Origin of the sequence: Gulosibacter chungangensis (genome assembly GCF_008831155.1) — a bacterium.
Classification (GTDB): Bacteria; Actinomycetota; Actinomycetes; order Actinomycetales; family Microbacteriaceae; genus Gulosibacter; species Gulosibacter chungangensis.
Genome location: NZ_WBKB01000001.1, coordinates 545,692 through 559,080, shown reverse-complemented (window position 1 = coordinate 559,080; position 13,389 = coordinate 545,692). Strand labels below are relative to the sequence as shown.

Below are 13,389 nucleotides of genomic sequence, written 5' to 3'. Positions count from 1 at the left end.
ATTCATGCGCAGCATTACTACCATTAGGGCATTGGTCAAGGAGGATCACATGAACAGACAGCAGGGACGGAACCGCGCCCGTCGGGCCGGATTTGGCGGACTCGTGAGCGCGGCTTTGGTCGCAGTATTGACGGCATGTTCGGCGGGCGGCCCAGCCGCGGAAACCGGTGGAGCAGCTGCCGAAGACGGGGTCTACGCTGACCTCTACGCGGCTGCCCTTGAAGAGGGCGGCCAAGTCACCTGGTATTCGTCGTTTATCCCGGAAAACCTCGAAGTGATTGAGAAGCAGTTCGAGGAGCAGTTCCCCGGGGTCGACCTGCAGGTCCTTCGCCTCGGTGGCACCGAGGGGCCGATCCGTTTCTCCTCAGAGATGGAAGCCGGTGCGCAGAGCGCCGATGTACTCACCACGAGTGAGACAGACTTCGGTACGACCGCGGCAGAGAACGGTTGGACTGAGGACATCTCCGCCTTCGACCTACCGACCTATGCCGACTTCCCCGAGGAATTTGTCAACGGCCCACTCTTCGTGACACAGATCGCGCCGATCCGGGTGACCTACAACACCGAGCTTGTTGAGACTCCGCCGGAGACCTGGGAAGACCTGCTGGAGCCCGAGTATCAAGGGCAGATGATGCTGGTTGATCCGAGCGCAATTTTGCCATGGATGGCGCAGTACAACCTGCTCTATGAGGAGTACGGCGTCGAATACCTCGAGGGTCTGGCCGGCCAAGACTTCCGCCCCGTGGACAGTGCGGTACCCGCGGCACAGTCGCTTGCTGCGGGTGAGGGCTTCGTGGTCTTCCCGAGCCTCGACTCGGTTGCGAACCCCATGATCGAAGAGGGGGCACCCGTGGCCAACGCGACGCTCACTCCGTTCACCGGCGTGGAGAACTCCACGATGATTTCTTCGGCGGCGCCGAACCCCGAGACGGCAAAGCTATTTGCTGCCTGGCTCATGGGTCCGGAAGGCCAGACGGCTGTCAATAGCGGCTTTGCAGCATCGCCGCTGCCGGATGTGCCGAACGTTGCCTCCGTGGGTGACGGCTATGTGCCGTACGACCCGGCTGTCGTCGAAGCCAACCGCGACACGATCCTCACGGCCCTCGGCTTCCAGTAGACCTGCGTCCTGTAGGCCACCTTTCCTTCCTGTGGGGCCGCTCGCGTAAGCGGCGGCCCCACACTGCATTACTTCCCAGATGAAAGCGATCCACAGCAATGTCCGAGAACCACACGACCACTGCGCGACGCAGTAGGACTCGTGCACGCACGGCAGACGAGACGTACACCATCCCGGTCGGCGAGGGGCTTGAACCGGTCCTGCGCATTGAAAGCCTCTACAAGCACTTCCAACTGCCCGGTGAAAAGAAAGTCACCGCGGTTGACGGCATCGATCTGACCGTAAATCGAGGCGAGTTCCTGGTACTCCTCGGCCCATCCGGATGCGGAAAGACCACCCTGCTGCGCTGTGTTGCGGGCCTTGACCAACCGGATTCGGGCCGGATTAAGATCTCCGGGCAGGATGTGTACCGCAGCGAGCAGGGCCTGAATTTACCGCCAGAAAAGCGGCACATTTCGATGATCTTCCAGACCTACGCACTGTGGCCGCACATGACGGCAGCCCAGAACGTCGCCTACCCGCTGATTTCCCGCGGGATGAAGGCCAAGGAGGCGAAGGAACGCGTTGAGCGGGTGCTCGAGCAGGTGGATGTGTCCTCCCAGGCCAAGCGTTATCCCAACCAGATGTCGGGTGGACAGCAACAGCGCGTGGCCCTCGCCCGTGCCCTCGTGGCGGGCACTGACCTCATCCTCTTTGACGAACCGCTATCGAATATTGACGCCAAGGTGCGAGAACAGCTGCGGGAAGAAATGCTGGAGATGCAGCGCACCATCGGGTTCACCGCGCTCTATGTCACGCACGATCAATCCGAGGCAATGCACCTGGCACACCGCATCGCGGTCCTCGATAACGGCAAGATTTCGCAGCTGGACACGGGACGCGCGATCTACACCCGCCCAGAGAACCGCTATGTGGCCCGCTTCATCGGTCGGACCAACGAAACCAAGGCCACTGTGGAAGCCGATGGCGTCGTTGCGACTCCCTTCGGGCGCGGTCACGCGGAGTTTTCTGGTGGCGAGATTCCCCTCGGCCAGGAGGCCTCGGTCGCCTGGCGACCAGAAAATGCGACGGTCACTCGCGTGACGGAACCCGCCGGTGAGCGAGCCGCACTGACTGTCGAGGGCGTGGTCGCCGCGCGAGTGTTCGTCGGGATGAACGTCGAGCTGCTCGTGTCGGTGGGGGACGAGACCCTGCTCGCTATTGCGCCACCGGACTCGGACATTATCGAAGGCGAACAGGTCCGCATCTCGGTCAAGGAACGCAACCTCCTCGCGCTGCCGACGGGAGCATGACATGGTTACGACAGCTCCCGCACCGCAGCGGACAAGCCCCACCGAAAAACCTGAACCGAAGCGCGCGACGCTGGGCCAGCGCGTAGTGGGCCGAGTCCGCCACATGTCGGCGTTCTCGATCTTCGCCGCGGTGGTCACGATCGGCATTGTGCTCATTGTGGGGTACCCGCTGCTGGCAACCCTCGTCTCGGTGTTTGTCGAGGACGGTCAACTGAACTTGAGCGCCTTCGTGGACGTCTGGGCACTGCCGGGGATCGGCACGGTCCTGCTGAATACGGTCATCGTGCTTGGTATCTCACTGCCGATCTCGCTCATGGTCGCCACCTTCTTCGCCTGGCTCATGGAACGCACGGATGCCCGGATCGGCTGGGCCTCGACGATCTTGCCGCTAATTCCACTCATGGTCCCCTCGCTTGCGGGGACACTCGGCTGGATCGCGCTCACCTCGGGTCGTTCGGGCCTGCTCAACGTGTGGATTCGCGACCTCTTGAACGTCTTCGGGATCGAACTTGCCGAAGGCCCCTTCGAGATCTATTCGTGGACGGGGATGGTCTTCCTCTACGTGCTCTACATCGTGCCCTTCGGCTACCTCTCGATCAGCTCCGCGCTGCGACACCTCGACCCCTCACTGGAAGAGGCCGCACGGGTGAACGGTTCGGGGATCATGCGCACCTTCTTCACGGTGACGCTGCCTTCGATCAAGCCGGCCCTGGTGGGCGCGTTCAACATCATGCTGATCATCGGGTTCGCGATGTTCTCGATTCCCGCGACCGTGGGTGTATCGGCCGAAATTGAAATCCTCGCACTGCGGATCTATCGACTGCTGACGTTCGCCTTCCCTCCGGACACGGGCTCGGCGATCGTGCTCTCCATCTTGATGCTCATCGTGGTCGCGATTGCCGGCTGGTGGCAGCTGAAGGTGAACCGAACCAAGCGATACGGCACGATCGGTGGCCGCACGGCCCGCGGTTCCGAGATCAAGCTCGGGCGGTGGAAGTGGGTAGCCAAGGGTGGGGTGCTGCTCTACATCGCAGCCACTTCCATCCTGCCCTTCCTCGGGCTGATCTTCCTGTCGCTGCAGGGGTTCTGGTCGAGCACTTTCGATGTCTCGAAGTTCAGCTTCAACAACTACATCAAGCTCTTCGAATCCCCCGATATCCAGCGCTCGCTGCAGAACTCGGTGCTCTTCGGCATCCAGGGTGGGCTGATCGTGATGCTCGTGGCAACGATCGTAGCGATGTACCTCGCACGCAATACCGGGGTCGCCGCCAAGATTGTGGACTTCATCTCGCGCCTGCCAGCCACCATTCCGCACCTCGTGATTGCGGTGGCGTTCATCGCGACCTTCGCCGGCCCTCCCTTCAACCTCGCCGGTACCTCGGCGATTCTGATCGGTGCCTATATCGTGATGTACCTGCCGCAGGCGGTCATCTCGGCCAACTCTGCGATGGCCCAAGTCGGTAACGACATGATCGAAGCCTCGCTCGCGTCGGGCGCCGGTCAAGGGAGAACCTTCGTGAAGGTGATCCTGCCGTTGATCTGGCCGGGATTCATCTCCGGCTTTGCGCTGTGCTTCGTGCTGATGGCCGGGGAGCTCACGGGTTCCGCACTGCTGGCGGGCATCCAAACTCCGGTGATCGGCTTCACGATGATCAAGATGTGGTTCGACGGCTCCACCACGCTCCTCGCCGCGCTCTCGGTGATCGTGAGCATCGTCTTCAGCGTGGTGACCCTCGCGGCACTGCTCCTGGGGCGAAAGCGCCGCTGAGCGACCACCGCTCAACCAAGTCAGCGCTCAACCAACGCAGTGAGGGCCCTCGGAATTCCGAAGGCCCTCACTGCGTATTGACGCTAATAAAGCTATTGGTACTGCGCGAGGAATCGATCGGTTGCTTTCGCGGCAGCCGTTGCCGCGGCCACGGACGAAAGCTCGCGCAAGGCATCCGAGAGCACCTCGACGCCAATCGGTGCCTTGACACCCTTCGCTGCGAGCGCGTCGAAGAGCGTGGTCAAGGGGAACTCGCCCGCGCCGGGGACCGCACGCGAATGGAAAGTGGCGTCCATCTCATCGGTGACCGGATTTAGTGGCCCGTCGCTGAGCTGAATCACCGCGATTCGATCGGCGGGGATCGGCTCCAGCATCTCGAGGGTGGAACCACCGCGGAAGAAGTGCCAGGTGTCGAAGGCAATCTTTGCGTTCGGTTCACCACTTTCCGAAACGATCTGCCAGGCCTTCTCGAGGGTATTGGTATCCGTCCACGGCAGAAATTCCAGCGCCACATCAAGGCCGTGCGGTGCAGCGCGGCGGCACATGGCCCCGAATCGTGCTGCCGCGGCATCGATGCCCTCGCCGAGAGGTCCGCCGATGGCCATCATGTGCCGGGCACCGAGGTCTTCTTTGAGTCGGTGCAAGCCCTGCTCGTGCTTGAGAGAGACAGCATTGCCGTCCCCATCGAGGGTCCACCAGTCGCTGATGAAACCAATTTCGACGAGTTCGAGGTCATTTGCCTGCAGCTCACCGTAAAGATCAGTGACAGGGTGCTCTCCCTCGACGGCCCGCTTGACGTGGCCCGGGCGCAAACCGAGCCCCATGTATCCACCAGCCATCGAGGCGTCGATACGCTCGCGCATCGACGCCTCAAGAATGGTGGATGCGCACAGAAAGCGCTCCTGGAACATCAGTAGGACCGCGGCAGCCCGAGAACTTTTTCGCCCAGGAAGGCGAGCACCAGTTCATTGCTGATCGGGGCAATGCGCTCGACACGAACCTCACGCCAGTACCGCTCCACGTGGTATTCCTTCGTGTAACCGTAACCACCGTGGAACTGCATCGCGCGGTCGGCGGCCTCGAAGGCCCACTCGCTTGCAAGATACTTGGCTTCATTTGCCTCTTTGGCACAGGGCTGGCCATTGTCGTAGAGGATGGCCGCCTTGCGGATCAAAAGCTCCACCGCATCCAGCTTCGCCAGCGAGTCGGCAAGCGGGAACTGCACGCCCTGGTTCATACCGATGGGGCGACCAAACACCTCGCGCTGCTTGGCGTATTCCACAGCCTTCCGCAGGGATGCGCGGCCGATGCCGAGGCAGAGCGAGGCAACGATGATGCGTTCGGCGTTCAGGCCCGAAAGTAGGTACTTGAAGCCCTTACCCTCTTCGCCCACTACGTCTTCATCGGGGATGAAGAGGTCATCAATGACGAGCTCATTCGTGGCGATTGCGTTGCGGCCGAGCTTCGGGATCGGATTGATCTTGACGTGCTCCGGGTCCATCTTCGCGAAGAAAAGGGTCATACCGTCGGTGACCTTGGGGCTGGCGCTCTTTGGCGCCGTGCGGGTGATCAGCAGCATTCGGTCGGCTTCGAGCGCGCGGGAGATAAAGACCTTGCGGCCGTTGACGATGTAGCCGCCCTCCACCTTCCTCGCGGTGGTGGTGATCGAGGTCGTCTCGGTGCCGGCATCCGGCTCGGTCACGGCAAAACAGACCTGCAGCTCGCCAGCGATGGCAGCGGGGAGGAAGCGCTGCCGCTGTTCTTCGGTACCGTGCTTGAGGACCGGCTCGAGGCCAAAGAGTGCCACCTGCACGGTGGTTGCGGCGTTCAAGCCACCGCCGTTACCGGCGACTTCTTCCATGAAAATGGATGCAGCCTGCACACCGGCACCGCCACCGCCGTACTCTTCGGGCGTGGTGATGCCGAGCCAACCGGCCTCAGCCATGGCCTTATAGAAGTCCCATGGGAACTTGTGGTTTTCGTCCGCATCGGCCCAGTACTCGTCAGGGAAGTCCTGACAGATCGCACGAACCGCGTGACGAATCTCATTCTCGTCCTCCGTGGACAATTCGTTCATGAGCGTGGACAGTTCGGTCATGAGTCTCCTCCGTTGCAGAATCTATGTGTATGATTCATATCAAATTATCCCTTACGGGGCAACAAGATTGACGGCAACGGAGTCGTCACTCGGAAAGGATTACCATGCGTCCATGGCGCTCCATGCTGTTTGTTCCGGGCCACCGCACGTCGTGGGTTGATAAGGCGATTGCTTCCGGCGCTGACGCCATCACTTTGGACCTGGAAGATTCCGTTCCTGAGGAGCTTAAACCCGAAGCCCGAGCCCAAGTCCGTGAATCCATCGACCGCATCCGTCGCGAGGGTGTCAATATCGGTGTGCTCGTCCGTGTAAACGGGCTTCCCACCGGACAAACCGGTTTCGATATGGAGGCGGTAGTGGGGCCGGGAGTAGATGCGATCTTCGCCCCAAAGATCGAAACGGCCCTGGACGTGCACCGGTTTGAAACGCTGCTCGACTATTTCGAAGCGCGTAACGGCGGCGAAGACATCAAGCTCGTCATCCCAATGGAGACCGCCAAAGCCGTGGTCAATGTCGAAGAAATCGCCGCGGCAAGCCCCCGCGTGGGATCGATTCTCGGCTCCACAGCCGAGCACGCCGACGTGGCCCGCGAAATCGGTTTTGAATGGACCGATGAGGGCCAGGAAACCCTCGCGATTCGCACCCGCGTACAGCTCGCCGCTCGAGCCGCGGGCGTGCATCCCATGACGGGCCTATGGGAGCGGATCAAGGACATCGATGGGCTGCGAGAATTCTGCCTGCGCGGTCGCCGGATTGGCTTCCGCGGGCAGATCGCGATCCATCCGAGCCACGTCCCGGTGATTAACGAGGTGTTCGGGCCCGATCCCGAACGTCGCCGTTTCTTCGAAGGCATGATCAAGGCCTACGACGCCGCGGCAGCCGAAGGCGCAGGTGCCGTGGTCTATGAGGGCGGCCACATCGATAAGGCCCACGTGGACAAAGCCAAGCAGTGGCTGGCCAACGCCGACGAACTCGAAAGCATGAACGCGCGCTAATCGGTGCCGCGACAAGATAACCGCGACAAGAGCAACAGGAAGAAGGACGCAATGAAGGGTCTCTACTTTGAGGAAATGGAGCCGGGCAAGGTCATCAAGCACCTGCTGACCCGCACCATCACCGAGATGGACAACGTGATGTTCACGTCACTCACAATGAACGTCGCACCGATCCACCTTGACGTGGAATACGCGAAAACACTGCCCTACGGCAAACCGCTCGTAAACAGCCTGTTCACCATGGGGCTCATAGGCGGGATGACCGTACCCGACCTCGTCTTCCAGACCTCGCTTGGCAATCTCGGCTACGAGGAAGTGAAATTCCCGAACCCGGTCTTCGCGGGAGACACCCTCCGAGCGGAAACCACCATCCTCGACAAGCGCCTCTCAAAGAGTGACCCAACACGCGGCATCGTGTGGTTTGAGCACCGCGGAATCAACCAGCGCGACGAGATCGTCTTCCAGTGCAAGCGCGCGGGTATGGCAATGTGCCGCCCCGCCGACGAAACCCAAGACGCCTAGAGACCAATGACTGCATCCACGACACCGCGCCCAGCGCTCGTCCTGCAATCGCTGCTGGCACCGCAGTCCATTGCCATCATCGGTGCCTCGGCGGATCCGGGCCGACACAATGGCCGTCCCCTCGCAAACCTCCTGCGGACCGGCTACGCCGGGCGGATCTATCCGATCACCCCGCGAGAAGGGGATATTCGCGGCATTCCGAGCTACCGAAAGATTGCGGATGTTCCCGAGCGAGTAGACCTCGCATACCTACTGGTGCGGGCCGATCTCGTGCCGGGGCTTGTTGAAGAGTGCGCCCAGGCTGGCGTGCGGAACCTCGTGGTGAACTCCTCCGGCTTTGCCGAAGAGGGCGAGGCGGGGGCTGCAGCCCAGGACCGCCTGCGCGAGCTCGCCTGGCAACACGACATGCGCATCATCGGGCCGAACTGCATCGGGCTGCTCTCCACCGTGGAGAACGCGATCTCGGTCACCACTCTCAACATCACCATCGAGCACACCCCCGGCGATGTCGCCATCATTAGCCAATCGGGCGGCATGGCCACCAACCTGTTCAACCGTGCCCAGGGCGATGGCATCGGGGTCCGCGCCATGGTGAGCCTCGGGAACGAGGCGGATGTCGATGTTGCCGATGTGGTGGATGCGCTCGCGGACGACCCCGAAACCCGCACCATTCTGCTGTACATCGAGCAGCTGCGCGATGTACCGCGATTCCGCAGCGCGGTGCGACGCGCTCGAGCCGCGGGCAAGGCAATTGCCGGCATCAAGATCGGTCGCACCGCCGCGGGCGTCCGCAGCGCGCAGAGTCATACCGGGGCGATGGCAGGCTCTTATGCGGTCTTCCGCGATCTTGTCGGCGCCATGGGCGTCACGCTCGTGGAAAGCCTGGATGAGCTGCTCGATTTCGCGTACCTGCGGCAGCAGCTGGGCGAGGTCGCCGGAGATCGTGTACTCGTGGTGTCGCCTTCGGGCGGCGAATGCGGGTACGTTGCGGATCTGGTCGAAACCGCGGGGCTGCAGATGCCGGAAATCTCCGCCAAGCTCGCCGAACGGCTCGGCAAGGTGATGCGATTTGGGACGCCGTCGAATCCGCTCGATCTCACCGGACAGGTGATCGGCGACGACACCCTGCTCGGCAGCGTATTCGGGGAAATTGAACGTTCGGCAGAGTTTGACGTCGTCGTGGTGGCGCTGCCGACCTGGGGTGAGTTTGATTCGGCCAGGCTGATGCCCGCGGTGATTGCTGCCTGTCGCACCTCGAAGGTGCCGATGATCGTGACCGCCTGGAGCTCGCGAGGGCTCACCGAGTATCGCGATGACTTGCTTCGCGAGTCTCCGGTGGCCTCGTTCGAGAACGCCGGTCGCGCCGTCGCGGCGCTCCGGGCACTCGCGCATCGTCCTCGGGCGATCGTGTATTCGAGCAAGGTGGATGCGCAGCTCACCGTGGACCCCTCGGCGCTCGTCGACGAGGTGGCCGCCAAATCCTGGCTTGCGGAACTCGGCATCTCAGTTAGCGAAGAATCCGTGCTTGCCCCCGGTCAGGCGCCGCGCGCAGCCGCCGGCTTCCCGGTGGTGGTCAAGGGCATCGTTCCGGGGCTCGCGCACAAGTCTGAATACGGCTTGGTGAAAGTGGGCGTCAAGGACCAGCCGGAACTGGAACGGGCGGTCAGCGAGATTGCCGATGCGGCTCGGGAACACAAGCTGCCGCTCGAGGGCCAGCTGATCGCCAAGGCCTATTCCGGCGTGGAACTGATCGCCGGGGTGGTCGATGATCAGTCCTTCGGCAAGATCCTGATGATCGGTGCCGGGGGAGTGCTCGCGGAACTCTTGGACGACAAGGTGTTCCTCGCCTGCCCGGCATCAGCTGACTCGGTGCGTTCGGCACTCAGCAAGCTGCGGATCTCGCGACTGCTCGAAGGCTATCGGGGCGGTGCCAAAGACGTGGCCGCGCTGGTGCGGATGCTCGCTCGGGTCTCTGAGGTCGCCGCGGCTTGCAGCGATCTTGCGGAACTCGATCTCAACCCGATCATCGTCGGGGAGGAAGGCGAGGGTGCCTTCGTGGTTGATGCCCTCGTTCGCAGCCACAGTATCGACTCGGCTCCCGCGCTCACGCGGGTCTAATTCAACCAACTCACTCACCAACTGCAACGGAGGAAAGCAATGACGCTTAGATTCGGACTCGCCCTACAGAACGATTTCCCACCGGGAAGCGACGTCCAGTCGCGGATCGCGCAATTGCGCGAACAGGCGCAAGAGGCAGCCCGCGGCGGTATCGACTCGCTCTGGGTGCTGCAGCACTATCTCGGGTCAATGCCCACCCTGCAGCCCGTCCACCTGCTCTCGGCGCTCGTGGAGGACTCGGGAGACCTGGGGCTGGGCACCAATATGTACATCCTGCCGCTGCGGCACCCCGCGGGTGTGGCGGAAGAGTTCTCCACGCTCGATAATCTTTCGGGTGGCCGCGCCCGCGCCGGGTTCGGCATGGGGTACCGCGAGAACGAATTTGAATCGTTCGGCATCCCGATGAAAGAACGTATCGGTCGGTATACCGAGTCGATCGAAATCATCCGGGCGCTGTGGCGTGGCGAACCCGTCACCTATGAGGGTAAGTACTTCCAGCTCGACAATGAGAAGATCAGTCTGCCGCCGGTGCAGGCAGGTGGTCCGCCCATCTTTGTTGGTGCCGGTGCCCACAAGAAAGGCATCGAGCGGGCCGCGAAGCTCGGCGACGCGTGGATCGTGCCGCCGCACGTCACGGGTGAGCGACTGACCCGGGCTGCCGAACTCTATCGGGCCGCGCGCGCGGAAAATGGCGCCGACCCGGCCACCGATCGGTTCATGATTCGCCGCGAACTCGTGCTGCATGAGGACCGCGACCAGGCGCTTCGCGAAGGTGCCGAGGCTCGGACGCGACTGACTGCCGAGTACGGCAAGTACAACGCGCCGGACAAGACTGCGGACTACGCACAGCTGACCGACGAGAAGGCGGCTGAGGAGAAGGCCACCGAGGCCTATATCTTTACCGATCCGGATGGCGCGGTGGAGCAGTTCCGTGAGCTCGAAGCGCAGGGCGTCACCGACATTGTGTTGCGGATGCAGTGGTTCGATCTCCCGCACGAGCGGATGCTGAAGACCCTGCGGCTGTTCCGCGAAGAAGTACTGCCGCGACTGCAGTCCGAGGCACTCGTGCCATAGTCGATGTCGAAAAGGCCTGCGGGGTGCATCCGATCGGATGCACCCCGCAGGCCTTCTTGGTGTCTGTTGCTACGCTGCGGGAGCAGTGCTAGCGACTGGCCGCTGCCGCCACGGGTGGGGTTTCGGATGCCGCCCGTTCACAGATCAGTTTTGCGAGCACGAGTGCCTGGCGGGTGCCGAACACGATGCGCCGGGGCGCATAGGCGTCACCGAGGATGTGCGACTGCACCCGACCCTCTGCCTGGGCACGTTCAAAGAGTGCGGCCTCCGAAGTGCCACCGCAGGCCAGCACTACGTGATCAATCTCGGGCAGCTCGAATTCGCGGCCCGAGTAGATGTTTCGCGCGGAGACGCGCCCCTCGTGAATCGCGGTCACCTCGGTCATAATCTCCACACGAACTCCGAGCTCGTCGAGTCGGCCCAACACCGCACCCACGCTGTATCGACCCAGCAGCTGCGCCGGCACGTGGGTCTGATAGGCCATCGTCACCCGTGCTCCAGAGGCGGCCAGGCTCTCGGCCACACTTGCGGGGGCCAGGTGATCCTCGTGCGCAATGACGAGGACATTCCCCTCGAGCGCCAGCTTGTGATCGAGCACCTCGCGGGCGGTGTGGACGTGTGGCAGGTCAACGCCCGGTATCTCGGGGCGACGCTCTGAGGCGCCGGTGGCGAAGACCACATTCACACCGTCAGCAACCTGCTCGAGGGCGGCCTCATCGAACGTCGAGTTCAAACGCACATCGATGCCGAGTCGCTGGATGCGAGCTAGTTGCCAATCGAGGTACTGGCCGTACCGCTCCCAGGACGGTGCCTGCGCGGTGCTGCGCAACTGGCCGCCGAGGGCATCCGAAGCCTCGTGAAGCGTGACGCTGGTGCCCGCTTCAGCCAGCAGCGCCGCGATTTCGAGCCCCGAGGGGCCACCACCGACAACGATCGCTTCGCGTGGTCCGGTGCGACCCGCGGGCCAATCGCCGTCACGCTCATCGGCGGCATGCGGATTGACCGCGCACCCAAAGGCGAGGCCGTCCACATAGCGGCGATTGATGCAGTCATTCGCACCGATACAGGGGCGAACGAGCGCCGGGCTACCCGCTTTGGCCTTCACCAGCAGGTCGGGATCGGCAACGTGGGCGCGAGCCATGCCGACCATGTCGGAGTCGCCGGAGCTGATAATCTCCGCCGCCCGGGCCGGGGTCGCGACCAATCCCGAATAGATGATCGGCAGGTCGAGCGCTTGCCGATACGCGCGGGCATCTGTCGACCATTTTCCGAGATCGAAGAAGTGCGGCTGAATATAGCTCGGGTTACCCCAGGTTGATCCGTGAACGATATGGAAGTAGTCCACCAGCCCGGTCGCGGCAACCGCGTTCGCAATCTCGACACCCTCATCGAGGTCGTAGAACAACTCATCCGCGCCATTGAAACGAACCCCGAGCACCCGGTCGGGGCCGATTTGCTCGCGAGCGGCCCGCAGTACCGCCAGCGGAAATCGCAGCCGGTTTTTGAGCGAGCCGCCGTATTCATCCTCACGACCGTTCGTTCTTGCCGAGACGAACTGGGCAGTGAGGTCCTCATGATTCATGTGGAGTTCGAGCACATCGATACCGGCGCGGAAGGCTTGGCCCGCCGAGAAGCGATACTCCTCAATCAGGGTGTCCAACTCGTGACTGCTAATCACATGCGGTGCCTGCGCGTTGATCTTCTGCGCAAACCGAGTGGACGGGGCATGCGGATAGCCGCCATTCATCGTCAGCTGGGTTGCGGCAAGCGCACCCGCATCGTGCATGGCATCGACGTACTGCGAGGTTCGCGACACGTAATTGTCGAAGCGGTACTGCGTGGTGATCACCGCGCTGAGCCCCGAAGGTTCAAAGCCCGGAGCGAGCACATTGCTGATGCGACCGGGCATAGTGGTCCACGCCACTCCGGCTTCGGCACGGCGGCGCAAGTAGGCGATTGCCTGCTCGGCTTCCGAATCCGTACCCCACAGATTGCCAATTGCCGAAGAGTGCGGCGGCACGACCACGCGGGATCTTGCCGTCAGTGCACCGATTTGCAGCGGCTCGAAGAGCACAGCGAGCCGCTGCGCCGCATTGGGATCGGTGAGGGATTGAGCCACCACAGCTATTTCCCGGTGGCGCGTACAGCGGTCTCGGTGGGGAGATCGGCCGTGTCGGTAATGCTGATGGCGCGCTCGGGGCAGTTGCCCTGGGCCTGCCGAGCAAGATCGCGTTCGGCGTCGTTTTCGGGCTGCTTCATGACGTAGGCGAGGCCGTCCTCGTCGTCAATATCGAATAGGTTTTCCGCCATCATCAGGCAAACACCGTGTCCCTGACAAATGTTCTTATCAACGCTCACGTGCATTGGCTTCTCCTCTTCATTGAGTTTCTGCTGTGTTCGTTTCG

11 protein-coding genes are annotated in these 13,389 nt (G+C 62.4%); 7 read left to right on the top strand and 4 right to left on the bottom strand.

All coding sequences use genetic code 11. The annotated features are described in order from the left end of the window. Positions 1-49 precede the first annotated feature (49 nt). From F8O05_RS02500 to F8O05_RS02490, 3 genes are all read left to right on the top strand, one after another. Positions 50-1,117, top strand: a complete 1,068-nt coding sequence (locus F8O05_RS02500) for an ABC transporter substrate-binding protein (protein WP_192496994.1) — start codon at positions 50-52, stop codon at positions 1,115-1,117. 98 nt (positions 1,118-1,215) lie between these two features. Further along, a complete protein-coding gene (locus F8O05_RS02495; protein WP_158051153.1) occupies positions 1,216-2,409 on the top strand; it encodes an ABC transporter ATP-binding protein in 1,194 nt (397 codons plus the stop codon). Position 2,410: 1 nt separating this feature from the next. Continuing rightward, positions 2,411-4,177 (top strand): ABC transporter permease, encoded by a 1,767-nt coding sequence (locus F8O05_RS02490; RefSeq protein ID WP_158051152.1) that lies wholly within the window; start codon positions 2,411-2,413, stop codon positions 4,175-4,177. 92 nt (positions 4,178-4,269) lie between these two features. Here F8O05_RS02490 and F8O05_RS02485 read toward each other — a convergent pair whose 3' ends face one another. After that, complete coding sequence (locus tag F8O05_RS02485; RefSeq protein ID WP_158051151.1) at positions 4,270-5,088, bottom strand: sugar phosphate isomerase/epimerase family protein; 819 nt, start codon at positions 5,086-5,088, stop codon at positions 4,270-4,272. Beyond that, positions 5,088-6,275, bottom strand: a complete 1,188-nt coding sequence (locus F8O05_RS02480) for an acyl-CoA dehydrogenase family protein (protein WP_225735688.1) — start codon at positions 6,273-6,275, stop codon at positions 5,088-5,090. Before F8O05_RS02480 ends, F8O05_RS02485 begins: the two co-directional genes overlap by 1 nt. A gap of 104 nt (positions 6,276-6,379) precedes the next feature. Between F8O05_RS02480 and F8O05_RS02475 the strand changes: the two genes are divergently transcribed. The 4 genes from F8O05_RS02475 to F8O05_RS02460 are packed head-to-tail and all read left to right on the top strand — an operon-like array spanning position 6,380 to position 10,984. Further along, positions 6,380-7,270 carry an HpcH/HpaI aldolase/citrate lyase family protein gene (locus F8O05_RS02475; RefSeq protein WP_158051150.1) on the top strand — a complete coding sequence of 297 codons (891 nt, stop codon included), beginning with the start codon at positions 6,380-6,382 and terminating at the stop codon, positions 7,268-7,270. Positions 7,271-7,273: 3 nt separating this feature from the next. Next, positions 7,274-7,792, top strand: a complete 519-nt coding sequence (locus F8O05_RS02470; protein ID WP_404811350.1) for a MaoC family dehydratase — start codon at positions 7,274-7,276, stop codon at positions 7,790-7,792. Positions 7,793-7,798: 6 nt separating this feature from the next. After that, the gene (locus tag F8O05_RS02465) at positions 7,799-9,910 is read left to right on the top strand and encodes an acetate--CoA ligase family protein (RefSeq protein ID WP_158051148.1); all 2,112 of its coding nucleotides are present in this window, start codon (positions 7,799-7,801) and stop codon (positions 9,908-9,910) included. 39 nt (positions 9,911-9,949) lie between these two features. Then, entirely contained in the window at positions 9,950-10,984 is a 1,035-nt protein-coding gene (locus F8O05_RS02460; RefSeq protein WP_158051147.1) for an LLM class flavin-dependent oxidoreductase, read from the top strand. Positions 10,985-11,072: 88 nt separating this feature from the next. On the opposite strand, the gene F8O05_RS02455 is transcribed toward F8O05_RS02460, so the two are convergent. Then, positions 11,073-13,103, bottom strand: a complete 2,031-nt coding sequence (locus tag F8O05_RS02455) for an FAD-dependent oxidoreductase (protein ID WP_225735687.1) — start codon at positions 13,101-13,103, stop codon at positions 11,073-11,075. Positions 13,104-13,108: 5 nt separating this feature from the next. Next, positions 13,109-13,348, bottom strand: a complete 240-nt coding sequence (locus F8O05_RS02450) for a ferredoxin (RefSeq protein ID WP_158051146.1) — start codon at positions 13,346-13,348, stop codon at positions 13,109-13,111. Positions 13,349-13,389: the final 41 nt, after the last annotated feature.